Consider the following 26,218-nt stretch of genomic DNA (forward strand, 5'->3'; position numbering starts at 1 on the left):
GGTCTTTTTTGTTTTACGGTATCGGACGGCGAGAGCTATCTATGTTTAAATAAGCAGTCATAGTATATGTCCCATTTGGTTCATTTTTTATTCGGAACGAGGCTCATTTCGTTATTCATTTCAACTACGGGGCGTACTATACTCGGGTTATTAGATGGCTAAATAGGAATAGGAGTGTTCTATGATGGAATTTATAGATCTATTAACCAATCCGGACAATGTTGAAATTGAATTGGACGGCGGCTGGATTCGCGGTGTTTATCGTTCGCGAGAATGGTGCGCAGGAGAGATAGTCGTTACTTGTAAGGTAGAAGCAGGAAGGATGAGCGTTCAATTAAATGCGGGCCAAACGCCGGTAAGGCGTCTTCACCTACGATGGAAAAGAGAGCTTGGCGGTCCCGTGCAAGTATTAGGCGATCACTGGGAACGCGGATACGGTGACATGGAGTGGAGAGGACTGGTTGCAGAACGCGAAATGCCTTGGTACTTTCTGCTTTCAGGGGGCGGACGGACGGACGGCTATGGCGTAGAAACAGGAACGAGCTCCTTTTGCTACTGGCAGGCGGATGCGGGCGGCATAAGCCTAACACTCGATGTGCGCTGTGGAGAAGCTGGCGTCCTGCTTGGAGCACGGACGCTGGAAGCAGCAGTAATCGTGACAAGACGGGGCTTAGAGAACGAGACGGCATTTCAAGCAGCGACAGCCTTCTGTCAAACGATGTGCAACAAACCGCTGCTGCCCCAGCAGCCGGTATATGGCGGGAACAATTGGTATTATGCTTACGGAAAAAGCTCGACGGCAGATATGCTAGCAGATTCGGAGCGTGTGTCGAGCTGGGCGTCTTCGACAGAAAACCGTCCCTTTATGGTCATTGATGACGGCTGGCAGCTTTGCAGCGGAGGCGGAAGCTGTAACGGCGGGCCTTGGGAGCCTAATTATTTGTTTTCCGATATGCAGCAGCTAGCCAGCGATATGAAAGAGCTTGGGGTTCGTCCTGGTATTTGGTGCCGGCCGCTCTTAGTCGCTAACAGCATTCCTTATCACTGGAGACGATATGGGAGCCAGCAGGGCGGTATTTTTTTGGATCCAAGCGAACCGGATGTGCTCGATTACGTAGGCAATGAAATCCGCAAGCTGCATGATTGGGGCTATGAGCTCATCAAACATGATTTCTCTACCTTTGATATATTCGGCAAATGGGGGTTTGAAATGGGAGCCTCATTAAGCTCGCATGGATTAGCCTTCTCTGACCAAACGAAGACGACTGCTGAAATTATCGTTGCTTTGTACGAGAAAATTACCGAAGCATCCGGAGACAGCCTGATTATTGGCTGTAATACGGTTGGCCATTTAGCAGCAGGCGTAGTTGAAATTCAGCGAACCGGAGATGATACGAGCGGGAAGGAGTGGGAGCGCACCCGCAAAATGGGAGTCAACACGCTAGCTTTCCGCATGCCGCAGCATAATACCTTCTTTGCCGCAGATGCGGACTGCGTAGGCTTGACGCAGGATGTTCCATGGAGCTTGAACAAACAATGGCTGGAGTTGCTTTCAGAGAGCGGGACACCGCTGTTTGTTTCCGCGGATCCAAGCGCGATCGGAGCGGAGCAGGAGGCAGCGATCCGCAGAGCGTTCGAGCATGCAGCGAAGCCCCTGCCTTCTGCCGAGCCGCTTGATTGGCTTGAAGATCGCTGCCCTTCGCGCTGGAAGCTGGCAGGTGAGGAACGACGTTTCGATTGGTATGGGGATCGTGGTGTGCAGCTGAACATGCGTCCTGAACTTATTCTAAGGTAGCTTTCGCATGTGGGCGCTGCCTATCACCCGAATAAGACTCGACTTCGAGCGGAGTTAAATAGCTGATTGTTGAATGCTGCTGCTTGCGGTATGCGCCAGGAGTCAATCCCGTCCATTTGGCAAACTGCCGAATGAAGCTCTGCGCGTTCTCGAAGCCGATTCGATAAGCAATCTCTTCAAGAGGGACGTTTTGCATAACAAGCATATGCATGGCTTCCTGCTGCCGAATAATCGATAAATATTGGCGGGGGGACATCCCGTACGCCTGCTGAAAGACACGGCCGCTATGTCTGCGGCTGATGCCAAGCTTGGCTGAAATGGTCTCCAGCCAGTTGCTTGTGGAGGAGTCTGCCCCTATTTCTTTGAATGTGCTGAGCAAGGCTTCGATTTCTCTTGCGATATGATCCGCAAGCGGTTGTTCCGGTGTATCGAAAGAGGCGATTGGAGCTTCTTTGCTAATATGTTCTTCCAAATGAACGAGCATGGTGTTGCAGAGCATAAACACGCGATGCGTGGAAGATCCCTGCTGAAGGCTCGTTAGCAGATCCGCGAGCAGCGGACGCAGCAGCTGATTAAGCGGATGCTCGCTCGTAAACAGATGCTCGCCGCTTTTCCGGAACGCATACAGAAGCTTACTGTCTACATTTTGAATATGGATGACAAAATAACTCATCGGCTGCGGCTGCTCGGCCAGAAAGTTATGCAGCTTCATGGGAGGAATGAGCAAGATGTCGCCTTCCCGCTGTACAAGCCGTTTATTTCCGATATGCGCGGTTTGCTCGCCTTTCAAGACCAAATTGATTTCGAGCAAACGATGATGCAGATGAGGCTCGCATACGGGGCCTTGTTTCACCTGATAGGTATGCATGCCGTATAGGAAAAGTTGTTCTTTATAGTTTGGAAACGATTGATTAGGCGTGGAGAGCGGATGGCTCATAATAGCTCCTTCCAAGACGAATGATTTCCTGACTGTATTATCTCTCTTACTCTAATAAATTTGCAAACCATTCCCATGGGAGGAAGCGATTATTTTATGAAAATCGTATTGATTGGCGGTGGCAGCTTCGTATTTGCACCCACCGTTCTGGAAGACATTATTGTGAAGCAAAGATTAACAGGCTGCGAGCTCGTACTAGTTGACCCTAATCTCGAAGCGGCGGAAGCTATGGCTGCTGCGGCAAGACATATCGCAGGCGAATTAAAGGTCGCCATGCGTACCTCTGCAACCTCCAATCGCCGCGAAGCGCTGGCCGGCGCGCAATTTGTAATCATATCCGCGTCTGTGCAGGGTGCGCACCGCTGGCAGATTGATTATGACATTTTATCGGCGTTAGGCATGGCTGACCAAGCAAGAGAATGCGGCGGGATGGGAGGCTTGATGAATGGATTCCGTTCGATCACGCTGCTTATGGACATTTGCCGTGACATGGAGGAGCTGTGTCCGGAAGCCTGGATTTTGGATGTTACCAATCCAATGCCTCGCGTGGTGACTGCTGTTGCGCGTTACTCGACGATTCGCATCGCCGGTTTTTGCAACATTGCATACCGGGGAGCGGAAGGGTACACGTTTTTACCAAAGCTGCTCGGCAGAAAGGCTGCTGACGTATCTATCGTATCTGCGGGACTGAATCATTTTGCATGGCTGCTGCAAATAACGGACAATGCTACGGGTGAGGATCTTCTTCCGGGACTGAGGGCATATATTGAGGAAGGCAGCTGGGCGGAGCAGGACGAAGAAACCCGGCGAGAGCTGCGAATCATGAAGCGCTGGCTGGAAGAATACGGTGCGATCGCTGCCGGTCATGCGGATCATCATGCGGAGTACCTGCCGCCGCAGAGGGATATTCATTACACGACGAGTCCTCCGTACCACGGCTCTGCTGAAGAGCGCAGCAGGAGGATGGAGGAATTGCGGCAGATCGGAGCTGGCGGAGTGAATTGGAATAGCTTGTTCGAGCATGGAAGCTGGGAGCATCCTGTTCTACTCGAGCTGGCGCTGCATTCGGGCGGAGAGCTGTCGCTTGATATTTTGAATGTAAAGAATGAAGGCGCAATTCCAGGGCTGCCGGCAGACCGTATTGTTGAGGTGCCCGTTAAAGTGTCAAACCGCACCATTTTGCCGCTTGCTGTTCCAGCTCTGCCGGACAAACTTCTCGAGCTATGCCGAGCGGTTTCCGACGTTCACGAGCTCGTTGCCGAAGCCGCCGTTACAGGAAGCAGGGAGATTGCGAAACTAGCGATTGACGCAGATCCTGCTATCGTGAATAAAGCTGTCGCGTATACGGCTCTGGAACAAATGCTTGAGGCGCATGCGGACTTATTGCCGCAGTTTAATGGTTCTAAACAATGTTTCTAAACAAATCTTCGAGTCTAATTTTAAGCAATGGTAAGCCGAGGTTCTCTAGCAGAGAATATCGGCTTTCTTTTTTTAATATATAAGAATTTATAAGTTTCACTTATAAATGTGCTTATATATCACCGCGAAACGTCAGCTTTTGCCAAAGAGGACGGCGACAGCCGTTTACGCTTGTGACAGTTAAACGATCGGTTTGATGAAACGGCATAGCCGATTCGGTCACGGAGATGGTACAATTATAATAAAAATGACAGATAAGGGAGAGGCACATGAAGGCTTCCAAACTAGATGAGTTAAGACAAAGCATTGATCAATTAGATAACGAGATTATTTTCTTGCTCGCGAAAAGGTTTCAATTAACGGAAGAAGTGGGTATTTATAAAGCAACTCACAAGCTTGCAGCGCAAGATCCGGGCCGTGAGTCCAAACAGTTTGATAAAATTACGAATCTTGCTGCGGATCGAGATTTGAATCCCGACTATGCAGCTGTCATATACAGATGCTTGATGGATTTAGTCATTGCCAGACATAAAGAAATAGAGTTGTCCCATCAGAAAAATACGCCAATTGGACAAATAGAGGTCTGTTAATCAGCCGTTTACTTCAAGTGGGAAGGGATGATATCGATGATCGTTTACGAGAAGGAAGATGCATTCATCATGATTGCTCAGCAAGATCACGCCCGAATTTCGGGAGATCTTGTTTCTGCGTGGCAGGACTCGCTGTTCCATAGTGCCGAGCGCAGGGAAGAGCTAAACCTGGCTGCTTATGAGCATGACAGCAGTTGGATAGATTTGGATCGGATTCCGCTTTGGAATGATGCGGTTAACGCTCCTTTTTCATTCCGTGATTTTCCGGGAAATATTCGCTTTATCTTTTACTCTAAGGGACTTGACCGTGTGCAGGAAACGAGTGAATATGCCTCGCTGCTCGGCAGTATTTTGTACACGACGCTTGCTGAACAGTTTAGAAACGAGGATACGGTTACGTTCGTCGAACGTGAATTCGCCCGGCAGAGTGCGATTATAGAGCGTTTGCAGCTTGACGTAAAGCTGCTTCAGCTGCATGCAAAGGCATTGCTGCTTTGTGATGAGTTGTCGTTGTTCGCATGCATGGAGCAGCCAGGAACATTGCGAGAGAATTACGAGTGGTTTGCAAATGGACTATCGTACTGGTTCGATCGCTCGGGGCAAACGCAATTGATTCCCGAGTGGATCGGTGAATCGACGATAGAGCTCGATCCGTTTCCTTTCCGTGGAGCAGTAGAAACCGCCATTTCCTTCAAGGAGGTTCGCAAACCGGATATTGCGCGATATGGCATCGCTGAAGCCTATAGGCGAGAGAAGCTTCAAGAGCATAAATTATTTTTCCGGCCCAAATCATAATCCCGAATGAAAATGAGGAGTTTCCCTATGGATAGGGGAACTCCTCATTTTTACATCCTCATTTATTTAATCGGCCCCATAGCCCTAATGATTAAATCAACCTTAATGCGCAGCTCGGCTTTGGAGAAGGCTTCGCCCCAATCATCTTCCACCTGCTTATATTGTTTGTATTGAAAAGCTCTGGCATATAGCCTAGCCCGATGGGGTCAATTTTATGCTTTTGTATCTTGCGAACAAGCGCTTCGATTTGCTGCTGCATGAGCTCGGAAGTCAGCTTTTCCAACTTATCCGCGTTTTGCTCTACGTCAAAAGGGAATAGATGCTCCGAGAGTCCCACCTTCGATTTAATGTGAATATCAAAGATGAATTTCTCGTTTTTATTTTTCCGCATAGGGATATAAAATAAACGTGGCTGCCAGACCGAGGCTAGGATACATAGTGGCTTTGACCGCTGATAGGACGGGCAGCAAGCCTTCTTTGAAGAGAGGCAGCAAATTAAGCCAATGGGTGTATTTTAAGGTGAATAAATAAACAAAGGGCAGCCAGCATGAAATAACAGCTACCAGCTCGGCTGTTCTTTCATGCGGTGTGTTCACCTTCCCGCTTTCCCATTCTCATTTGCCTCTTATTTTGCCACGGTTTTCCATGGTTATTCACGGCATAAGAAATACCCCCTTGCACAGAGCAAGGGGGTAAATGATAGATAGTTTAGCAAGAAAGCATGCGAATGGTTTTAGATACCTGCTTTGAACAAGGTGTTTATCGAGCCGCCTTCTGTAATAATTTTAATCGCTGTAGCCAGCAGCGGCGACATTGGCAATACGATAAACTTATCGGATCGTTCTTCTCCGATTGCGATCGTGTCCGTAATGACGACCTCGCGAATGTTCGGATGGTCAAGCTTCTCGAGCGCATTGGCGGAGAAAAGCCCGTGCGTTGCGCATATGTAAGAATCATGAGCGCCTTTTTTCTTAAGCGCTTCTACAACGTTCACGATCGTGCTGCCTGTATCGATTAAGTCCTCGATAATGATTGGTGTCATATCCTCAACGTCGCCGATAATATGCGTAATTTCGGATTGGTTATGCGCAGGACGGTTTTTGATCATGATGGCGAATGGACAATCGAGAAGTCCCGCAAGTTTCTCGGCTGTTGTTGCACGTCCTGCATCGGGAGATACGACTACCGGGTTCTTAATCTTCTTGGCTCTTAAATATTCTATGATCAAATCAAGCGCTGTTAGATGATCGACCGGAATATCGAAAAAACCTTGTATCGGATCTGCATGCAGATCGACCGTAATAATGCGGTTAGCGCCAACTGTAGTCAGCACATCTGCAACCAGTTTAGCCGAAATCGGCTCGCGCGGCGCTGATTTTCTTTCTTGTCTCGCATAGCCGTAATAAGGCATGACAATATTGATGGTTTTGGCTGACGCGCGTTTTGCGGCGTCAATCATAACCAGCGTCTCAATCAAATGCTCGTTAACGGGATGCGAGAGCGATTGAATGATAAAAACGTCACAGGTACGAATCGATTCTCCGTAGGATACATGGATTTCTCCGCTCTGCTGCCTCGAGATAACGACATTTCCGAGCGGGAGCTCAAGTTCCTTGCAAAGCTCTTCGGCCAGCCGTTGGTTCGAGGTGCCGGAAAAAATTTTAACCTTTTGCATTTGTTCCTCCTTAAAGGTTTGCGCAGCAAACCTACTTCGTAAGCATGGGCTTAGGTTTGCGCAGCAAACCTACTTCGTAAGCATGGGCTTAGGTTTGCGCAGCAAACCTACTTCGTAAGCATGGGCTTAGGTTTGTGCAGCAAACCTACTTCGTAAGCAAAATTCATCGATAAGCGGTATTCTTTGCTCAATCATAACAAACAAAGCATAGGAGAACAAATATTTGCTGTACTGTTTATCATATTGTAACGAATAATGAAAGGCGACTTTTAATCAAAAAGCCTTACCGGAAACGTTGATCATTAAAAATGCCGTCATTTGAATAGAGAAATTTATGAGGAGACGGCTCTTTTTTTGCTAATTATGTACGTGTATAATGTGTGCTTAGAAGGGAGTGGGAGCATGTCCGCAGAGATAAGGGCTTATGAGCTGGTCGCGTTGAAGGAAATCGCCGAGACGCTGAACAGCACCAACGACATGGAAGAAATGCTGAAAGACGTGCTTGCCAAGCTGCTTCAAGTAACGGGCTTTACGACCGGCTGGATCTTTATGATCGATAATCATAGCGAAGATTTATGCGTGACAGCGCAGAATTTGCCGGAGGGACTTCGGGCAAATAATCAAGCGGTCATGTGCGGATCAGGATGCTGGTGCGTAGAGAGATTCAAGCAAAAAAAGCTGGAGCAAGCGGTTAATATTATCGAATGCTCCAGAATTACATATGCAATTAACAATGAGTTGGGTGATACGGAGGGCGTTTCCCATCATGCGACAGTGCCGCTTCATGCCGGCTCAGACCGTTTCGGGCTGTTAAATGTCGCGCAGTCCGGCAAGGTTCATTTCTCCGAGGAGGAGCTAGCCCTGCTGCAAGCGGTAGCCTATCAGATCGGCACGGCAATTAAACGGATACGGCTTTACCAGGTACAGGAGAAACATGCCAGTCATTATGCCAAGCTGGGCGATGTTATTCAGAAAATAAATGCCATTCAGGATATTAACAATTTGCCGCTTCAAGCCGTCAGACATATTGGCGATACCTTCAATTGGCAGCATGTATCGTTGTTTATGTACGAGCAACAGCAATTATCGCTGCGGGCGCATTATACGGATAAGCATGTCAAAAAAGAGTGGCTTTCCATGGAGATCGATCAAGGCGGAACGGTAAGCACAGCTTTTCGCGAGAATCGGATTGTAACTTTGTCCAATTGCCATCAGGTGCCGAGCTCATCTTTGTTGTCCATCGGTATTCCTCCGTTCTCCTCGGCCGTGGCGATTCCGCTCCGTGTTCGAAGCAAACCGATAGGCGTATTGTTTATTAGCAGTCAGCTCGGCAGGCAATTTGATGACTATCTCGAGGATTTTTTATACTCTTTAGGGGATCATTTTACGCTAAGCGTAGAAAATTTACGGGTGTACGAGCAGCGGCGCGAATTGGCTAGAATGGAAGAGAGAAACCGTATGGCAAGGGATTTGCATGACTCGGTCATCCAAAAAATATTTTCATTATCCTTTCTAGCCAAAGGCGCAGAAACGGTTCTTGCGGGCAAAGAGCCGATCGTAGAACGATCGCTTCAAGAAATAAGGCAGCTGTCTCAGGAAACGCTAAAGGAAATGCGAACGCTCATTTGGCAGCTTCGTCCGGCAGGCTTAGAGCATGGATTACTTACTGCGTTGAAGCAGTATGGCAAGAACATCGGTTTAACGGTATTCGAGCAGGTTGAAGGCGTAAGAGAGCTGCCCCGCGCGATAGAAGAAGCCTTCTGGCGGATCGGGCAGGAAGCAATGAACAATGTAAAGAAGCACGCAGATACCAATATTGTACATGTTCGGCTAATAAAATCGGAGCAGTTCGCAAGCATTGAAATAAAAGACCAAGGCCGGGGGTTTTCGCCTGAGAAACGAAAAGGCAAGATGACGATGGGGATGCTGACGATGAGGGAGCGGGCGGAAACGCTAGGCGGCGAGCTGTCGATCATAAGCGCGAAAGGGCGGCCCACCATCGTGAAAGCGACAATTCCGGTTGCGACAGATATGGAAATGTGGGATGAGGAATGAGGAACAAACGTGAAGATCAAAATATTATTAGTTGACGATCATCAGATTGTACTAAAGGGTATTTCTTTTTTTCTAACGATGCAGCCGGATTTCGAATTGGTCGGAGAAGCCCATAACGGACAGGAAGCAGTCGAGAAGGCAGCCGAGTTAAATCCGGATATCATTCTTATGGATTTGAACATGCCGATCATGGACGGGATAGAGGCGAGCACACTGATCGCTAAGCAAAATCCTGAAATCAAAGTGCTCGTATTGACGAGCTTTTCGGATCGCAGCCATATCGTCCCTGCGCTGCAATCCGGCGCTATCGGTTACATGCTGAAGGATGTCGAGCCTGATCAGCTCGCCGAAGCCATCCGCAGCGCATATAAAGGAAATATACAGCTTCACCCGGACATCGCGAGTGCGCTGCTTGCGGAGGTGGCACCGGAAAATGCACCGGCGAAGGAGTTGCCAGCCCGGGAATTAATCGAATTATTGACCCCGCGAGAGCTTGAAGTGCTTCAGGAGCTTACCAAGGGGATGAGCAACAAAGATATCGCCCGAAACCTGACGGTGGCGGAAAAAACGGTAAAAACACATGTTAGCAGTATTTTAAGCAAGCTGAATATGACGGATAGAACACAAGCTGCTTTATACGCGGTGCATCTAATGAAAGAAAACGATTAGATAACCGTCTAAGACTATAGTCGTAAGACTGGATCTCGGCCTTGAGCGGTTTATTTTTATGTTTTTTTCGGTCTATTTACCGATGTTTCCCTCCACTAAACTATATACAATAAAGGTACTTACCAAAAGTAAATCATACATTGTGGAGGGAAACAAATCATGAGTACAGTTTTATTTGTTAAAGCAAACGACCGCGGAATCGAACAGGGCACTAGCGTTAAGTTATATCACGCTTTTCTAGATAGCTACAAAGCCAGCCATCCTGAGGATGCTGTAGTTGAGCTGGATTTGTTTAAAGAAGAATTGCCATACCTGAATGCGGATATGATCAACGGTAACTTTAAAGCAGCCCGCGGCTACGACCTGACACCAGGAGAGCAAGCGGCAGTTGCGGTATCCGATAAATATATCAATCAATTCCTTGCTGCAGATAAAGTCGTATTCGCATTTCCGCTTTGGAACTTCACTGTGCCAGCAGTATTGCACACTTACATCGACTACCTTTCTCAAGCAGGCAAAACATTCAGTTATACAGCTGAAGGCCCAGTCGGCTTGATTACAGACAAAAAAGTAGCGCTGCTTAACGCACGCGGCGGTATTTACTCCGAGGGTCCTGCTGCTGGGGCTGAAATGTCCTTCAACTTCATTCGCAACGTTATGGGTTTCTTCGGCGTAAGAAACCTGGAGAGCGTAATTATCGAAGGCCACAACCAACTGCCTGATCAAGCGGAAGCCATTGTTGCAGCCGGACTTGAGCAAGCGAAAAAAGTAGCAGCAAGCTTCTAATAGCAGCTGTAAAGCCAAGGCAGCCGGACATTCGTCCGGTTGTCTTTTTTTAATATATAAGAATTTATATGTTTTCACATATAAATGTGCTTATTTATCTCCGCGAAACGACTGCTTTTGCCACAGAGGAGAGGACGGCGACAGCCGTTTATGCTTGTTGCAGAGAGCTTTTTGTAAATAAAAAATGGTTGACTCCAAACGCTGATCGATGTTTATATTATATAGACCGATCGTTATAATCGAGGAGTGAATGAATGTCAGAAAAACAAAATACACGGCATGCCATTCTTGAAACGGCAGCAAGACTTTTTTTTACAAATGGGTATCATGCTACTGGTTTAAGCCAAATTATTAAAGAGAGCGCATGTCCGAAGGGCTCACTGTATTATTATTTTCCCGATGGTAAAGAAGAACTGGCGCTTGAGTGCATCAACTGCACGCGCGATCTTGTTATCGAGAAATGGAATCGTAAATTTTCCGCCTACGACGAGCCGGCAGAAGCCGTGCAGGCATTCGTTATCGATATGGCGGAAGATGCCGAGAAATACGATTACCAAGGCTATATGCCGTTTAGCTTCTGGATGGCGGTGGAAACCTCATCGATCAGCGAGAAGTTAAGAGCCGCCGGACAGGAAGTGTTTGCCGCTTGGCAAGCAGTCATTTCCGAACGGCTTGTCGCTTATGGAATGGCTGAAGCCAAAGCAAAAGAAATTGGCGTCGTCGTTGTTTCACTGCTGGAAGGCGCGCTAATACTGACGTTGACGAATCGGGATAAACAGCCGCTTCTGACCGCAGCAAAGTGTATACCTTACGTCATTAACAAATGCCCTTCTTTCTGAGAAGGCATAAATAAAGTTAGATAGATATAGGAGAGTGGAATGCTTGCAAGCAACAATGGCAGTATCGCAGCAAAAAACGGAGCAGAAATATAAAGTATTTCCGATTATGATTTCCTTGCTTTTGGCCGGCTTTGTCGGCATGTTCAGTGAGACGGCGCTAAATGTAGCGCTAAGCGATTTAATTCGCGTTTTTAACATCACCGCACCGACGGTACAATGGCTGACGACCGGCTATTTGCTTACACTTGGTATTTTAGTTCCGGTTTCGGGCTTATTGCTTCAATGGTTCTCAACAAGGCAGCTGTTTATAGCTGCGGTAAGCTTTTCGGTGCTAGGCACGCTTGTAGCAGCGCTTGCTCCAAGCTTCGAAGTGCTCATGACTGCGCGTGTCATTCAAGCCATCGGGACGGCACTGCTTTTGCCGCTTATGTTTAATACGATACTTATTATTTTCCCGCCTGAGAAGAGAGGAGCGGCGATGGGTGTAATCGGGCTTGTTATTATGGTTGCCCCCGCGGTTGGACCGACGATTGCCGGACTACTCATTGAAAATCTGAGCTGGCATTTTATTTTCTGGCTGTCGCTTCCCTTCTTAGTCATAGCCCTTGTTTTTGGAATCTTCTATATGCAAAATGTGTCCACGATTACTAAACCGAAAATCGATGTTTTCTCACTTGTGTTTTCGACCATTGGTTTCGGCGGCATCGTGTTTGCATTCAGCAGCGCAGGTGAAGGCGAAGGCGGGTGGAGCAGCACGAAGGTTGTAACATTTATGATCATTGGTATCGTCGCGCTTATCGTTTTTGCTATTCGCCAGCTGACGATGAAACAGCCGATGATGAACTTGCGAGCCTTTAAGCATCCGATGTTCGTTGTGGGAACACTGATGGTATTTATTTGCATGATGGTTATTTTATCCTCTATGCTCGTTTTACCGATGTATTTGATCAGCGGGTTGGGTCTTAGCGCTCTCACGGCTGGTCTGGTCTTATTGCCGGGCGGACTCATCAACGGCATTTTGTCGCCGGTAATGGGCAGCTTGTTTGATAAATTCGGTCCAAAATGGCTCGTCATTCCGGGGCTTGTTATCCTTGCAGCCGTGCTTTGGTTCTTTACCGGTATTACGACGGCTTCGACGCTCGCGCTCATCATCGTGCTTCATTCTTGCTTGATGATAGGGATTTCGATGGTATGGATGCCGTCGCAAACCAATGGCCTCAACCAGCTTCCGCGTGAACTGTATCCGGACGGCACAGCAATTATGAACACGCTGCAGCAAGTGGCGGGTGCCATAGGCACAGCGGTAGCGGTTAGCATTATGACTGCTGGGATGAACAGTTTTATGAAGGATGTAACGGATCCGGCTGATCCGGCAAATGCACCCCTAGCATTAACGGCGGGCATTCAGGATGCGTTTGTTTTTGCAATGGTCGTTGCGGTCATTGGTCTAATTGTCGCTTTCTTCATTAAACGGGTTCATGTGGCCAAGCAGCATTAAATCCTGTATAGACAAACCCCCTTAATCCCGATATGATTGATTAAATAATCGAATATTTGTTAAGAGAAGGTGCAAGCGGAAGCTAGCTTTTGTTTGCTTAATAGGGAAGTCCGGTATCACGCCGGCGCGGTCCCGCCACTGTATGTGAAGAGTGTTTCTCTGAATTTACCACTGTCTGCCGTTAGGATGGGAAGGTAGAGAAACGCGTTGACGCACGAGCCAGGAGACCTGCCTTTTCTTATTTTGCTTCTCATTCTTCGGGGGTAAGAATGGCGAGCGCGACCGTTAGGCAAAGCGCATGATGTTTATTTTATATGCAGTTGCTAATCTTTCATTTGACATGCAGATCCCCTCTAAGCAGGGGATCTTTTTTTTGTTTTTGCAGCCAAACGGCAGTGAGACGAGGAAGCGTGTGCATGAAATAAGAAATGGATAAAGGGAGTAGGAAGGCAATGATGGCAAAGAACAGCAATCGATGGTTACCCATCTTCTTCATTTGGCTGCTAATCGTGGGCGCGTTAGTCGGCTGCACGAATTCGGGAACTAATGGAAATACGTCAAGCAATCAAACGCAGGCGGGCAATGCTTCACAAGTGACGCAACAATCCGATGATGCCGGCGGCGGTCAGCCAAGCGGCGGTGGTAAGGAAGAGGAAGAGGCCAGTCCGTCTACGTCTGCGGAACCGACGGCATCAACGCCTGCCACCGCGGATCCTGACGCGGATAAAAAACCAGAAAAGGATAACGCAAGCGAGAAACCTGCTGCATCTGTGAAACAGGCGACGCCGGCGATTTCACCGGGAACTGGTGATCAGAAGGTGACGCCTTCGCCAAAGCCGCAAGTGGCGGAAAAGCCTGTCCAGGCATCGTCTGCCTCACCGGCCGAAACTGCGCAGCCGATTAGTTCGGTTACATTATCCATTGTAGCGGACGAAGAAACAGGCACTGTGCTTGCAGCTACTTCCGTCGAGCTAAAGAAAGATGATACCGTGCTTGAGGTGCTGAAGAGAACCACCCGGAAAAACAAAATTCAAATGGAATATAGAGGCGCAAAGGCGGCTGCATATATTGAAGGCATTGATAATTTGTATGAATTCGATCTCGGCGCAAAGAGCGGGTGGATGTACAGGGTGAACGGCGAGTTTCCAAACAAAAGCGCAGGCGCCTATAAGCTCAAAGACGGCGATGTCATTGAATGGCTGTATACCGTTGATCTCGGCAAGGATCTGGGAGCTGAAGTGGAATGAACAATGCCTTCAGCTTCATTCATCCGGTTACCAGCTTCAGCTATTATGCGGGTGTCATTACATTCAGCATGCTGTTATTTCATCCGATTTTCCTCATGACCTCGCTTGCTGCGATTACGGCTATTATTGTCATTCATGGAGAAGGGAAGCGGCTGCTTAAGCTGCTTCCCTATTATGTTCTTATGGGCGGCTCCGTTGCCGTTCTCAACCCGCTGTTCTCCCACCGGGGCAGGCATATTCTATTTTATTTTATGGATCAGCCGATAACGCTGGAAGCGATCTTGTATGGCGTGACGATGATGCTCTCGTTATTATGTATTTTGCTTGCCTTCGTTTCCTTTCAACAAATCGTCACCACAGATAAATGGATGTACTTGTTCTCGAGAGTCGCTCCGCGCACGTCGCTGCTAACCTCCATGTCGATCCGCTTCGTGCCGCTTTTCTTACGCAGGCTGGAGCAAATTACGACTGTGCAGCGGATGAAGGGGGTGTCCATTCATGAGGGCAGCCTTAAAAAACGAAGCAAGGACGGCATGCTGCTCGTTCGCGTTCTGTTGACCTGGTCTTTGGAGGAGGCGCTGCAGACAGCGGATTCTATGAAAGCGAGAGGGTACGGCGCAGCCAAACGAAGCTCTTACGTAATCCATAGAATGGATCAAAGAGATTGGTATGTGCTTGGATTTTTAATCGTGTTGGGAACAGCTTGCGTGTGGGGCTGGATGCAGGGCTTCGGCGTATTAACCATCTACCCGCGTCTGGAATCGATTGATTTCCGCAGAGGAGAAGGCATTTCATTTGCTTGCTATTGCGCTTTTTTATTAACGCCAGCTGTTCTTGAAGGAATGGAGAGAAGGACATGGAAATCATTCGAGTAGATCAATTATCGTTCTATTATCCCGATACCCAGGCAGCCGCGCTCGATAACGTTTCGTTATCGGTGAAGAAGGGTGATTTTGTCGTCTTATGCGGTGCGTCCGGCTGCGGAAAAACAACATTGCTTCGTCACTTGAAACAAGAGGCGCAGCCAACCGGAAAACGCTCAGGCAGCGTTTTATTTAACGGAATCCCGCTCGGGGAGCTTCCAGCGGTGGCCGCTGCAGAGCAGATCGGAATGGTTTTTCAAAATCCGGAAAATCAAATTGTAATGGATCAGGTGTGGCATGAGCTGGCTTTTTCGATGGAAAATATCGGCTATGCCCAAGCGGTTATGCGCAAGCGCCTGGCTGAAATGAGTCATTTTTTTGGGTTGGAGGATCTGCTTTACAAATCTGTGCATGAAATATCAGGCGGTCAGAAGCAGTTGATTAATCTGGCTTCAGTGCTTCTGCTGCAGCCGAAGCTGCTGCTGTTGGATGAGCCGACGTCACAGCTTGATCCAGTCGCTGCGCGTGATTTTTTGCAGCTTATTTATCGCTTGAATCAAGAGATGTCAATGACGGTCATCATTAGCGAGCACCGGCTTGAGGATGTTATTCCGCTTGCGGATCGTATCATTATGCTTGATGGCGGTAGGGTGAAATACGATGCTGAGCCAAGGGAGCTGTGCCGGCTCATAAGCTCTGATGATGCGTCAACGGATCTCCCTTATCTTCCCAGCGTGTCCAAGCTTTATTTATCAGCCGAATCGGCAAGGCTTTCTCCGAATGCGATTGAAATTCCGCTCACCGTGCGGGAGGGGAAGCAGTGGCTTGCCGGGATAGGCGGAATACAGTCGGATCCTGCCATGCAAGCGGACGAGTTGACAAATAAGCGGAATGAAAAGAAAGAACTGCTGCTGGCATGCGAGGAAATGACGTTCAAATACGAGAAAGACGGCCCTGAGGTGCTGAAGAAGCTCTCACTTAACGTATATAAACATGAGTTTTTGGCAGTATTGGGCGGCAACGGCACTGGAAAGACGACGATGCTGCAAATGATGGCCGGGTTATTAAAGCCGCAGCGCGGCAGGCTGAAGCGGGAGAAAGGTGTTAAAGTCGGTTATTTAGCTCAAAATCCGCTGCTCTATTTTAGCTTTGATACCGTCGAGGAGGAGCTCCAAAGGATGGCTGATTATGCCGGACTCGCGGAGCGGGAGCATAAAATAGCAAGCGTTGCGGCTGCCCTACAGATTGCCGATCTTATGCCAAAGCATCCTTATGATTTAAGTGGAGGAGAACAGCAGAGAGCAGCGCTTGCGCTGGTTCTGCTTGGAGAACCGGATATCCTGTGCTTGGATGAGCCGACGAAGGGACTGGATCCCATAGCCAAGCAGCGAACGGCGGAATTGCTGCAGCAGCTATGCCGATCCGGCAAAACGATTGTCATGGTCACGCATGATATTGAATTTGCGGCGGAGCACGCTTCGCGCTGCGCGATGCTGTTTGACGGGGCCATTTCAGCCGAAGCGGCTCCTGCTCCATTTTTTGGTACCAATTATTTTTATACGACAGCAATTAACCGTACGGTGCGCGAGTGGCTGCCGGAAGCGCTGACGACCGGGGATGTGATGGATCAATGGGTAAAATAAAGCTTTGGTTTCTCGCCAGTATTGCTTTGTTCGTTGCGGCGATGGCGTTGTCTTCGGCTATAACTGATGAGCATTACCTCATGCTGAGCATGGTGCTGCTTTTCGTAACGATGCTTCCATTTTTCGCTCGATTCGAGAGACGAACCATCGAGGCCCGCGAGATCGTTATCCTTGCGGTGCTGGCCGCTATTGCGGCGGTTAGCCGAGTTCCCTTCGCGCCGCTGCCAAGCGTGCAGCCTACATCCTTCGTCATTATTATTGCGGCAATCGTATTCGGAGCGGAATCAGGCTTTATTATCGGTGCGATAGCAGCAGTCGTGTCCAATATTTTTCTTGGACAGGGCCCATGGACGCCATGGCAAATGTTTTGCTGGGGTATGATAGGGGCTACTGCGGGGTGGCTGCGTCATACATGGCTGATAAAGACAAAGACAGGCTTGCTCGTATTTGGCTTCGTCTGGGGATTTTTGTTCGGATGGATTATGAATATCTGGTATATTATAGGCTTGCCCGACGCCTTAAGCTGGAAGCTGATTTTTATCGCCTATATACAAAGCTTTTACTTTGATCTGGCGCATGCTTTGTCAAATGTGTTTTTCCTTGCGGTGTTCGGCAGCAGTTGGATCGCGATTTTGCATCGGTTTAAGAGGAAATACGGCTTACTCGAGTCATAGCATGATAAGAAAAGCGTAAATTCCCGCCAAGTCCTAATAAATGCTACAATGGTAGAAAAAACATGAGGGGAAGTAATCGGGCGCTTACGTTAGGGTATGCCCCGGAATAACCGATGGATGAAACAGAACCCCTTGCTTCCAAGCTGTGTGCAAGCTGTAAAGAGATGAAGCCGCTCTCAGAGTTTTTACGCCGAACGGGAAGACGTTCTAGTACGGGATCGCGGCGCGGCGCTTGCTGGTCTTGCCGAAAGGCGAAAGCAGCGGCAGCGCCCTTGCCGGATCCAATCGATCATAAACAGAAAGCAATACTAAGAAGAGCACAGGCCAAAAAGCCGAGTACATCTCCGCCTATGCCAACCATTCCCCTGCCCAATGACTCTGCCGCACTTAAGAAGACCCGTCAAGGAACGGTTTGGATGAGGGGGAAAACAGATAAAGGGCGTCGTTGGTATCAGGAAATAGAACTGGAGCTAGCGGTTATTCTCGTAAATGAGCATGCCGCCGTACTTGTAAACCGCCACACGATCCGGCGCTTGTTCAGTAACAAGGAGTTCAGGCGTTACATCTTGGATCGAGACAACCATACCTGTTTTTTTTGCGGCGAATATGGAGATACGATTGATCATTTACTGCCGCGCGCAAAGGGCGGGCACACGACACCCGTGAATTGCGTATGTGCCTGTCATGCATGTAATCAATCCAAAGCGGATCAGGATTTGCAAGCGTTTATGAAAAACGAAGACAGTATCACTTAATGCAATTTAAACTTTTTCTGCAAGGGTATGAAGAGGGGAACTGCTAAAACGATCATTATCGTTCTAGCGGTTCCTCTTTGTTTTTGTGCAATAGCTGACATCCAGATTTGCAAAGCTCAATAAATGGATAACAAAAAACAAAATGTTATGCATATCCCGCTAAATATTATTATTGCCAAACTTATGATCCATAACACGATAATCGTAGACGGATCGGGCTGGGGACAAAACTCTTCACCAATAAAAGCATACGGCAATGCGCTTCTCACGCATGACCCGGATCATAACGTAATGTTCTCCATTCATATGTATGGCTCATGGAACGATTCCAGCCAAATCGGAACCGAGCTCCAAGCGATTAAAAATCTAGGCTTGGCTGTCATGGTAGGAGAGTTCGGCTATAACTACAATAACGGAAACAATAATCTGGGCAGTCAGGTTAATGCCCAAGAGGTTATGAATCAGAGCCAAGCAAAAGGAATTGGTTATATGGCTTGGTCCTGGACCGGGAATGATTCGGGCAATTCGTGGCTGGATATGACGACAAGCGATTGGCAAACACTTACCGCTTGGGGGAATCTCGTTATTAATGGAACAAATGGGATTTGGGCCACATCCACAAAGGCAACTGTATTTAACGGCAGCAGCACGGCTCTATATGATTTTGAAAGTAGTATTACGGAGGGGTGAACGGCCCTAAATGTTACGGGCGGACCAATGTCGGTAACTGAATGGGCGGCAAGCGGCAGCAGCTCGTTAAAGGCTGACGTCACGCTAGGCGGTGGTCAATTTACGCTGAAATATACCGGTTCGAACAATTTCAACGGCAAATCCTCGATTTCCGCCAAAGTGAAGCATGCCGCTTGGGGAAGCGTAGGGAGCGGTCTGCAGGCGAAGCTGTTTATTAAGACAGGCTCTAGCTATACTTGGTACGATTCGGGAACGGTGAACATAAATTCAACTGGCGCATCAACGCTTACATTAAGTCTTTCCGGAATATCCAATTTGGGTGATGTGCGAGAAATAGGCGTTCAGTTCCTGTCACCAACGAACTCCAGCGGAACATCTGCAGTTTATGTAGATAGCGTAGAGCTGCAATAAGGATTAAAAAAAAGGTTATTCTTTAAGGAGCAATCTCTCTTAAAGAATAACCTTCTATTAAATGCATTAATTTCTAATCATAACCTCAGCCTGAATAAGTGTTTTTTCATAGCTTGTGGCGGGATTGAGAATGCGCCAAAGAATTTGATCAACGGCCCGTTTGCCTAGCAGCTCCTTATCGACATTTACGGTTGCCAAGAACGGAATTTGCGGATGCGTATTGTCGAAGCCGGTAAAAACAAGATTTTCAGGTATTTCCATACCCATATCCCTCAAGGTCTCCAATGCGAATAATGCAAATATATCGTTGGCGCAGACAAATACCTCAGGCAAGCCATGCTCTAAGATCGCAGCCTTAAAGGTATCATGGAAGGTTTCGATCTCTGGTCCCATAAGTGATGGGATCTGCTTTAATTCGATATCATGGTCTTCAAGGGAAGAGCGGAATCCAAGATAACGTTCATAAAAGCTTTGAGCGTCTCTGATGTTACCCAAAAACTGATAGCTTTTGTACCCTTTTGAAATGACGGAGCTCATGATTTCTCTCATACTGGATAGGTTATCCGTAAAGATCGAATCGCAATAGAAGCTCGGGTCATAATGATCGACCATGACGACTGGAATGCCTAATCTTTTGATATCTAACAAAACAGGAGTCGAAATAGATCCGACTGTTATTATTCCCATGATCGCTTCTGGATTCAATAGTGAGAACATGGAGTCACCCGTCGGCTCGGTTAAGGTTAAAATGTTAATGCCTTTCTGATTAAGCCTTAGGGATATGCCGTTAAAGATCGGACCCCAATATAAAGAATCGGTATTCTGATACCGCACATTCGGAAAAAGCACAAGAATCGTACCTGACCAGCTCCTCGCTTCAATGTCCATAAGCTCACTTGGAACGGGTGCAGTTTGTGCATCCTTAAAGTATCCGAGCTGTCCTGCCGCTCTTAATATTAGCTCTCTTGTTTGCGGGCTTACGCCTGATTTTCCGGATAATCCTCTTGAGACTGCGAATTTTGACAATCCAGTAAAATCAGCAATAGATTGAATGGTTACTTTACGCCTCATTATTGTCATCCTACCTTATTTTGTTTTTCGGAGTTTGTGAAATGATAACTACATCAATGAATAATTCATGTCATTACATTAATGGATTTGCGTTTTGTTATTTTGTTATGTGATCTAATATAACGGGTTTTTTTGTAGATTACAAGCGGTTCAAAAGAAAAGGCAAGCATGTCAGCGAAAAGATATTATGTTATTTTGAATAACAAATAAAAAACAATTGACCGTGTTTGTTTTTGGTGATACATTTGTTATGCAATAAAATAACAAAACAAAAAAACAAAACAAAAAGAGGTGGTTGCAGGTTAAATGAATGGTGAGAAATTTTTTTTTGCATTTTATGCAAGCGCTTTAAAATGGAAGTTATTACTTTATACCAACTGATGAATGTAAAAACGGGAGGTTCGGTCATGAGAAAAATACAAGGGTTATCCATTTTGGTGTTATGTTTCATGCTTATTCTTACAGCCTGCAGCGGCGGAAACGGTGAAAATAAAGGAACGAATAACGCTCCAAAAGAGAGCGCTACAACGGAAGCAACGTCAGCTCCTGAGGAAACTACCGCGACGCCGGAGCCAGTAGATATGGGTGGCCGTGTTATCAAAATCGCGGCATGGTGGGATTTGAAGCCAGCTGGAACAACAACCTCTGAGAAAGAGCGACTGGCAAAGATTGAAGAAGTAGAGAAAAAATATAACGTGAAAATTGAATTCGTAAACGTTCCTTTTGAAGAATATATGCCGAAATTTACGGCTACCGTTTTGACAGGCGAGCCGTTTGCCGACATCGTTCAAATGGAGTATAAAGCAGCGCTGCCGGCAGTTTTGAAAGGCCAACTGCTGCCGATTAGCGAATTTACGACTACAGCTAATAACATCAACAATGAAGAGAACCTAATGGCAAAAGCTCCTCCGATTGCCGGCGAGGTTTACGCATTCGATAACCCAGGCTCAGGCGGAACAGCCATGCACTACAACCGGGATTTGTTCAAAAAGCTTGGACTTCCGGATCTTCAAGAACTATATACAGGCGGGCTTTGGAACTGGGATAAATTTTTAGAGATCGCCAAGCTGGCTACAAAGGATACAGACAATGACGGTAAAATTGACGTTTATGGCTTTTCCGGCTGGTCGACTGATATTTTCCGTAACTTCACTGCCGCAAACGGCGGGAAAATCGTTGACGAAGCGACTGGCGTTCAAGGCTTAACGGATCCAAAAACGATTGAAGCAGCTGAATTCATAAACCGTTTATACAATACTGAGAACGTTGTTAAAGTAAAAACGGGGGACAGAATGAATTATGAAGAATTTAACACATTTAAAGACGGCGACGTAGCTATGTTTCAAGCCCCGGTTTGGAACATCGGCGAATTAACCTTTGATATCGGCGTTGTGCCAATTCCAAACGGTCCGCAAGGAAGTCCGGAAGTAACCTATGCTAACCCGGGTCAAGCAGCCAAATTTATTCCTAAAGGAGTGAAGGACGCGCAGCTGGTTTACCAAATTTATGAAGAAACATTTGACATCACCCAAACGGAAGAGTTCCCTAGCCAAGAGTGGCTGGAAGGTCTTTACAACCATGAGGAAGACGTAGCCATGCAGCGTGATCATGTCACGGGCACTGGGCAAATTTTGCTGGACGACGCTTATCCTGAATTTCCTACCGGGAAGTTTCTTACCGATATTCTTGTGAATAATCAATCGGTTACTGCGACTGCCGAGAAATATAAGCCGGAAGCAGAAGCTTCCATAGCCAAGCTTGGCAAGTAATCATACGCAGCGGTTTTAATGTACAGGCCGGGGGATGTCTACGTGACCTCCCCAGCTTGTATGAATACGAGGAAAATTAATGAATGAAGATATATGGGAATATGGGCTTATACTTCACCATAAAACGTAAGCTTCCCCGCCTATGGGCGGAGAAACCGTTTACGCTTGTAAGGAGGACTTCTGGTGATTAGCAATTTGCGGCTAACCAATATGGCAAGGAAGATAGTCCCTTTTGTTTTGGCGGTATTCATTGCACTTCTTTCAGTACCTAAGGTACAGGCAGTCGGAAGTCCGAATCTTGCTTTAACGGAGGATACAGTCAGCTCTGAATCTAACAAGGAATCGTCCTATAATGAACAAAAATATCATGATTATTTATCGCAATACGAAGCGGCTGCGAGACCAGAACGAGAGATTGTATTGGAAGCAGCAAAATATTCCCGTGTGGAAGGGACTGAATTTAAGAAGCTTGAAGATTTCGAGGGGATGGACGGAGACTCTCTTTTAACAGGGGAATCAGGCAAAGTGGAGTGGTCTTTCGATGTGCAAGAAGCGGGATTATACCATTTGTCATTGCTCTATTATCCTATTGAAGGGAAAAGCTCGGCCATCGAACGGGATTTGAGCATTGATGGAAAACGTCCTTTCAGGGAAGCTGCCTTCTTACAATTTGACCGTATTTGGAACAATCAGAAGTCTCAGGTTGTAAGAGACAACCAAGGCAACGAACTAAGACCGAAGCAAGTGGAAAAGCCCAGATGGAGCGAAAAGTCGTTTCAAGATTCAGACGGTTATGAGAACGAGCCATTTTTGTTTTATTTTTCACAGGGCAAACATACAATTACGCTTGAATCCACAAGGGAACCGATGGTCGTTAAACAATTGAAATTATTTCAACAGCCTTCGCCTTTATCCTACGATCAAGTGCTTCAACAATATGAAGCGGATGGCATGAAGGCGACGGATGGACAATTGATAACGATTGAAGGGGAAGCCTCGATCGCGAAATCATCGCCAACCTTATATCCTCTCAGCGAACGTTCAAGTGCTGCTGTAACCCCGTATAGCGCTTCGAAAATAAAAATCAATACCATCGGCGGCCTTAATTGGCGTCTTCCGGGTCAATGGATGGAATGGGAAGTCGACGTTCCTGAAACGGGGCTTTACAATATTGCTTTTAAAACACAACAGAATTACGTCAGAGGCATTTATTCCACTCGAAGATTGACTATCGACGGCGAAACTCCTTTTAAGGAAATGGAAAAGGTTGCCTTCCGCTATAAAAGCGCTTATCGGCTTGATGTGATGGGCGGCGATTCTCCCTATATGTATCGTTTAGAAAAAGGCAAGCATACGCTCCGGCTTGAGGTTAGCCTTGGCGAATTTGCGCCATTAATCCGAGAAGTCGAAGGCAGTCTTTATAATCTGAATGAAATGTATCGCAAAATATTGATGATTACGGGAACGAAACCAGATGAATACCGCGATTATCAAATAGACAAGAAAATTCCTGACTTGCTTAGGGTGTTTAAAGAAGAAAGCGAACGTCTTAAAGGCATTGCCAAACAGCTAGTCACATTATCCGGACAATCAAGCGACCAAGAAGCCCTTCTCAAAACGATGGCCGTGCAATTGGACGAAATGATTGAGAAGCCAGAGACGGTTCCGAGAAGGCTGACGGCTTACAAAACAAATACAGGCGGACTTGGCACATGGGTTCAGCAGGCAAGGCAGCAGCCGCTTGAGATCGATTCGATTTATGTAGCATCACCCGGCAAAAAAATGCCGAAGAAAGGGATGGGATTTGCTTCTAAACTAAAGCATCAGACATCAACTTTCATATCCTCGTTCTTCACCGATTACAACCAAATCGGAAATATTTCTGAAGATGACGAGCAGCAATCGATTACGGTTTGGATTGGAAGCGGACGAGATCAAGCCAACACCATGAAGGCCATGATAGATGAAACTTTCACTTCGGTGACGGGCATCAATGTCAATCTGAAGCTTGTTAATATGGGTACGCTTCTGCCTGCTACGCTGGCGAATCAAGGACCTGATATCGCAATGCAAATCGAAAATGATTTGCCGGTCAATTTTGCGATGCGCAACGCTTCGGCCGATTTGACTCAGTTTGCCGATTTCGAAGAAGTAAAAGAACGGTTCCGTTCCAGCGCTATCGTACCTTACAGCTATGATGGCGGAGTTTACGCGTTGCCTGAAACACAAACGTTCAATATGCTCTTTTACCGCAAGGACGTGCTTGACGAGCTGGAATTAGATATCCCCCAAACCTGGGATGATGTGTCGAACCTGCTTGCCGTACTTAGTAAAAACCATATGCAATTTGGTTTGCCTGTCGTCGCGCAGGCTGCTGTGCAGGGGCAAAATATTCCGCCTAACTCGATGTACACAACGCTGTTGTTTCAAAACGGCGGGGAGCTTTACCGCAACGGCGGCAAAGAATCCGATCTCGATTCGCGGATCGGAATCGAAACGTTTAAGCAATGGACCGAATTTTATACGGATTACAAATTAGAGCGTGAGTATGATTTCTCAAATCGCTTCCGTACAGGGCAGATGCCGATTGGGATCGCGGATTATACCACGTATAACCAGCTTTCCGTATTCGCTCCCGAAATTCGCGGCATGTGGGGCTTCGCGCCCGTTCCCGGAACGATTCAAGAGGACGGCTCTATTAATCGCGATGTTCCAAGCGGGGGCAGCGCGGTTGTCATGATGAAAAAAGCCAAAGACAAGGATGCGGCATGGGAGTTCATGAAATGGTGGACAAGCGAAACGACGCAAACGGTGTTTGGACGGGAAATGGAAGGTTTAATGGGCGCCGCTGCGCGTTATCCGACAGCGAACATTAAAGCATTAGACAGCTTGCCATGGCCTGTGGACGACTATGAAAATTTGAAAGCGCAATTTGAATGGGTACAAGGCGTTCCGGAAGTGCCAGGCGGTTATTTTACGGGGCGGCATCTATTTAATGCCTTTTATAAGACGGTAGTCGGGCAAGTGGAAGCTCGCGAATCCATTATGGACTATGTCCAATATATGCAGGATGAGATCAGCACGAAACGGAAAGAGTTCGGGTTACCGCAATAATGAGGGGAGGGTCAAGCGTGCAAAATTGGTGGAACCTGAAGTTGCGGGAAGTGAAAGCCAATAAGCATTCCTATTTTTTACTGGCGCCGTACATGGTGTTGTTCGCCGTGTTCACCGTGCTGCCGGTTTTGGTGTCGGTTGTACTTAGCTTTACGTACTTTAATATGCTCGAGTTTCCAAGATTTGTCGGATGGCAAAATTATACGCGATTATTTCTAGAGGATGACGTGTTTCTCATTGCAGTGAAGAACACGCTGCTGTTCGCCGTCATTACCGGGCCTATCAGTTATATCGCTTGTTTTGTTTTTGCTTGGATTATTAATGAACTGTCACCGAAGCTCAGAGCGGTCATGACGCTCGTATTTTATGCGCCGTCCATTTCCGGAAACGTATATTTCATATGGCTTATGATCTTCTCCGGTGACCGCTATGGCATTGCCAACGGACTTTTGCTCAAGTTTGGCTTTATACTGGAGCCGCTGCAGTGGTTGAAAACCGAGGATTATATCTTGCCGATCATTATCCTCGTCCAACTGTGGCTCAGCTTAGGAACAGGCTTCCTTGCTTTTATTGCCGGACTGCAAACGGTCGATAGAACGCTGTACGAGGCGGGGGCCGTGGACGGCGTTAGAAACCGTTGGCAAGAGCTTTGGTATATCACATTGCCTTCGATGCGTCCGCAGCTCATGTTCGGAGCCGTCATTCAGATTACGACCGCCTTTGCGGTTGCAGACGTTTCAATAGCTCTCGCAGGTTTTCCAAGCGTGAACTATGCGGCCGAAACGATTGTTACTCATTTGATCGATTTCGGAACTACCCGTTTCGAAATGGGTTACGCCTCTGCCATTGCTTCTGTCTTATTCATGATTATGGTGGGATCGAATCTCATCGTTCAAAAACTTCTACGCAGGGTAGGTGAATGA

The 26,218-nt window shown here is 47.2% G+C and carries 22 protein-coding genes, 2 pseudogenes and 1 riboswitch; of the genes and pseudogenes, 19 read left to right on the plus strand and 5 right to left on the minus strand.

The window, feature by feature from the left end; translation table 11 throughout:
- The first annotated feature begins 181 nt into the window (after positions 1–181).
- A complete protein-coding gene (locus tag RCO25_RS21500; protein ID WP_308998183.1) occupies positions 182–1,795 on the plus strand; it encodes an alpha-amylase family protein in 1,614 nt (537 codons plus the stop codon).
- On the opposite strand, the gene RCO25_RS21505 is transcribed toward RCO25_RS21500, so the two are convergent.
- Positions 1,782–2,732 carry an AraC family transcriptional regulator gene (locus tag RCO25_RS21505; protein WP_308998184.1) on the minus strand — a complete coding sequence of 317 codons (951 nt, stop codon included), beginning with the start codon at positions 2,730–2,732 and terminating at the stop codon, positions 1,782–1,784. The two genes, RCO25_RS21500 and RCO25_RS21505, sit on opposite strands and share 14 nt — an antisense overlap.
- A 96-nt stretch (positions 2,733–2,828) precedes the next feature.
- On the opposite strand from RCO25_RS21505, the gene RCO25_RS21510 reads away from it, so the two are divergent.
- From RCO25_RS21510 to RCO25_RS21520, 3 genes are all read left to right on the plus strand, one after another.
- Positions 2,829–4,151 carry a family 4 glycosyl hydrolase gene (locus RCO25_RS21510; protein ID WP_308998185.1) on the plus strand — a complete coding sequence of 441 codons (1,323 nt, stop codon included), beginning with the start codon at positions 2,829–2,831 and terminating at the stop codon, positions 4,149–4,151.
- 269 nt (positions 4,152–4,420) lie between these two features.
- A complete protein-coding gene (locus RCO25_RS21515) occupies positions 4,421–4,741 on the plus strand; it encodes a chorismate mutase (protein ID WP_308998186.1) in 321 nt (106 codons plus the stop codon).
- 27 nt (positions 4,742–4,768) lie between these two features.
- Complete coding sequence (locus tag RCO25_RS21520) at positions 4,769–5,536, plus strand: DUF3891 family protein (RefSeq protein ID WP_308998187.1); 768 nt, start codon at positions 4,769–4,771, stop codon at positions 5,534–5,536.
- 62 nt (positions 5,537–5,598) lie between these two features.
- Here RCO25_RS21520 and RCO25_RS21525 read toward each other — a convergent pair.
- The 3 genes and pseudogenes from RCO25_RS21525 to RCO25_RS21535 form a co-directional block, all read right to left on the minus strand.
- Positions 5,599–5,927, minus strand: a pseudogene (locus tag RCO25_RS21525) (Ger(x)C family spore germination C-terminal domain-containing protein).
- On the minus strand, positions 5,914–6,132 hold the full coding sequence (locus RCO25_RS21530) for a GerAB/ArcD/ProY family transporter (RefSeq protein ID WP_308998189.1): 219 nt from the start codon (positions 6,130–6,132) through the stop codon (positions 5,914–5,916). Before RCO25_RS21530 ends, RCO25_RS21525 begins: the two are co-directional and overlap by 14 nt.
- A 137-nt stretch (positions 6,133–6,269) precedes the next feature.
- Positions 6,270–7,211 carry a ribose-phosphate diphosphokinase gene (locus RCO25_RS21535; RefSeq protein ID WP_308998190.1) on the minus strand — a complete coding sequence of 314 codons (942 nt, stop codon included), beginning with the start codon at positions 7,209–7,211 and terminating at the stop codon, positions 6,270–6,272.
- A gap of 402 nt (positions 7,212–7,613) precedes the next feature.
- Between RCO25_RS21535 and RCO25_RS21540 the strand changes: the two genes are divergently transcribed.
- From RCO25_RS21540 to RCO25_RS21595, 12 genes and pseudogenes are all read left to right on the plus strand, one after another.
- On the plus strand, positions 7,614–9,266 hold the full coding sequence (locus RCO25_RS21540) for a GAF domain-containing sensor histidine kinase (RefSeq protein ID WP_308998191.1): 1,653 nt from the start codon (positions 7,614–7,616) through the stop codon (positions 9,264–9,266).
- 9 nt (positions 9,267–9,275) lie between these two features.
- Entirely contained in the window at positions 9,276–9,935 is a 660-nt protein-coding gene (locus tag RCO25_RS21545; RefSeq protein ID WP_308998192.1) for a response regulator, read from the plus strand.
- Positions 9,936–10,094: 159 nt separating this feature from the next.
- Complete coding sequence (locus RCO25_RS21550) at positions 10,095–10,721, plus strand: FMN-dependent NADH-azoreductase (protein WP_308998193.1); 627 nt, start codon at positions 10,095–10,097, stop codon at positions 10,719–10,721.
- A 254-nt stretch (positions 10,722–10,975) separates the two neighbouring features.
- Complete coding sequence (locus RCO25_RS21555) at positions 10,976–11,560, plus strand: TetR/AcrR family transcriptional regulator (protein WP_308998194.1); 585 nt, start codon at positions 10,976–10,978, stop codon at positions 11,558–11,560.
- A 55-nt stretch (positions 11,561–11,615) separates the two neighbouring features.
- Complete coding sequence (lmr(B), locus tag RCO25_RS21560; RefSeq protein ID WP_308998234.1) at positions 11,616–13,058, plus strand: lincomycin efflux MFS transporter Lmr(B); 1,443 nt, start codon at positions 11,616–11,618, stop codon at positions 13,056–13,058.
- A 50-nt stretch (positions 13,059–13,108) separates the two neighbouring features.
- Positions 13,109–13,308, plus strand: a riboswitch (cobalamin riboswitch).
- 202 nt (positions 13,309–13,510) lie between these two features.
- Positions 13,511–14,305 carry a DUF4430 domain-containing protein gene (locus RCO25_RS21565; RefSeq protein ID WP_308998195.1) on the plus strand — a complete coding sequence of 265 codons (795 nt, stop codon included), beginning with the start codon at positions 13,511–13,513 and terminating at the stop codon, positions 14,303–14,305.
- Positions 14,302–15,180 (plus strand): energy-coupling factor transporter transmembrane component T, encoded by an 879-nt coding sequence (locus RCO25_RS21570; protein ID WP_308998196.1) that lies wholly within the window; start codon positions 14,302–14,304, stop codon positions 15,178–15,180. The genes RCO25_RS21565 and RCO25_RS21570 overlap by 4 nt, the downstream gene beginning before the upstream one ends.
- Positions 15,162–16,811, plus strand: a complete 1,650-nt coding sequence (locus RCO25_RS21575; protein ID WP_308998197.1) for an ABC transporter ATP-binding protein — start codon at positions 15,162–15,164, stop codon at positions 16,809–16,811. Before RCO25_RS21570 ends, RCO25_RS21575 begins: the two co-directional genes overlap by 19 nt.
- Positions 16,799–17,485 (plus strand): ECF transporter S component, encoded by a 687-nt coding sequence (locus RCO25_RS21580; RefSeq protein ID WP_308998198.1) that lies wholly within the window; start codon positions 16,799–16,801, stop codon positions 17,483–17,485. Before RCO25_RS21575 ends, RCO25_RS21580 begins: the two co-directional genes overlap by 13 nt.
- Positions 17,486–17,598: 113 nt before the next feature.
- Positions 17,599–18,240, plus strand: a complete 642-nt coding sequence (locus RCO25_RS21585) for an HNH endonuclease (RefSeq protein ID WP_308998199.1) — start codon at positions 17,599–17,601, stop codon at positions 18,238–18,240.
- A 123-nt stretch (positions 18,241–18,363) separates the two neighbouring features.
- Complete coding sequence (locus RCO25_RS21590; RefSeq protein ID WP_308998200.1) at positions 18,364–18,930, plus strand: cellulase family glycosylhydrolase; 567 nt, start codon at positions 18,364–18,366, stop codon at positions 18,928–18,930.
- Between the two features lie 18 nt (positions 18,931–18,948).
- Positions 18,949–19,341: pseudogene (locus tag RCO25_RS21595) on the plus strand (hypothetical protein); the annotation flags it as partial.
- A 66-nt stretch (positions 19,342–19,407) separates the two neighbouring features.
- On the opposite strand, the gene RCO25_RS21600 reads toward RCO25_RS21595, so the two are convergent.
- Positions 19,408–20,412, minus strand: a complete 1,005-nt coding sequence (locus RCO25_RS21600) for a LacI family DNA-binding transcriptional regulator (protein ID WP_308998202.1) — start codon at positions 20,410–20,412, stop codon at positions 19,408–19,410.
- Between the two features lie 407 nt (positions 20,413–20,819).
- On the opposite strand from RCO25_RS21600, the gene RCO25_RS21605 reads away from it, so the two are divergent.
- The 3 genes from RCO25_RS21605 to RCO25_RS21615 all read left to right on the plus strand — a co-directional run bounded on the left by RCO25_RS21605 (position 20,820) and on the right by RCO25_RS21615 (position 26,218).
- Complete coding sequence (locus RCO25_RS21605) at positions 20,820–22,181, plus strand: ABC transporter substrate-binding protein (protein ID WP_308998203.1); 1,362 nt, start codon at positions 20,820–20,822, stop codon at positions 22,179–22,181.
- A 210-nt stretch (positions 22,182–22,391) separates the two neighbouring features.
- Positions 22,392–25,295, plus strand: a complete 2,904-nt coding sequence (locus RCO25_RS21610; protein WP_374992141.1) for an extracellular solute-binding protein — start codon at positions 22,392–22,394, stop codon at positions 25,293–25,295.
- Positions 25,295–26,218: a carbohydrate ABC transporter permease gene (locus RCO25_RS21615; RefSeq protein WP_308998205.1), complete on the plus strand. Its 924-nt coding sequence runs from the start codon at positions 25,295–25,297 to the stop codon at positions 26,216–26,218. Before RCO25_RS21610 ends, RCO25_RS21615 begins: the two co-directional genes overlap by 1 nt.

The organism is Paenibacillus sp. LHD-38 (genome assembly GCF_031157315.1).
Lineage (GTDB): Bacteria > Bacillota > Bacilli > Paenibacillales > Paenibacillaceae > Pristimantibacillus.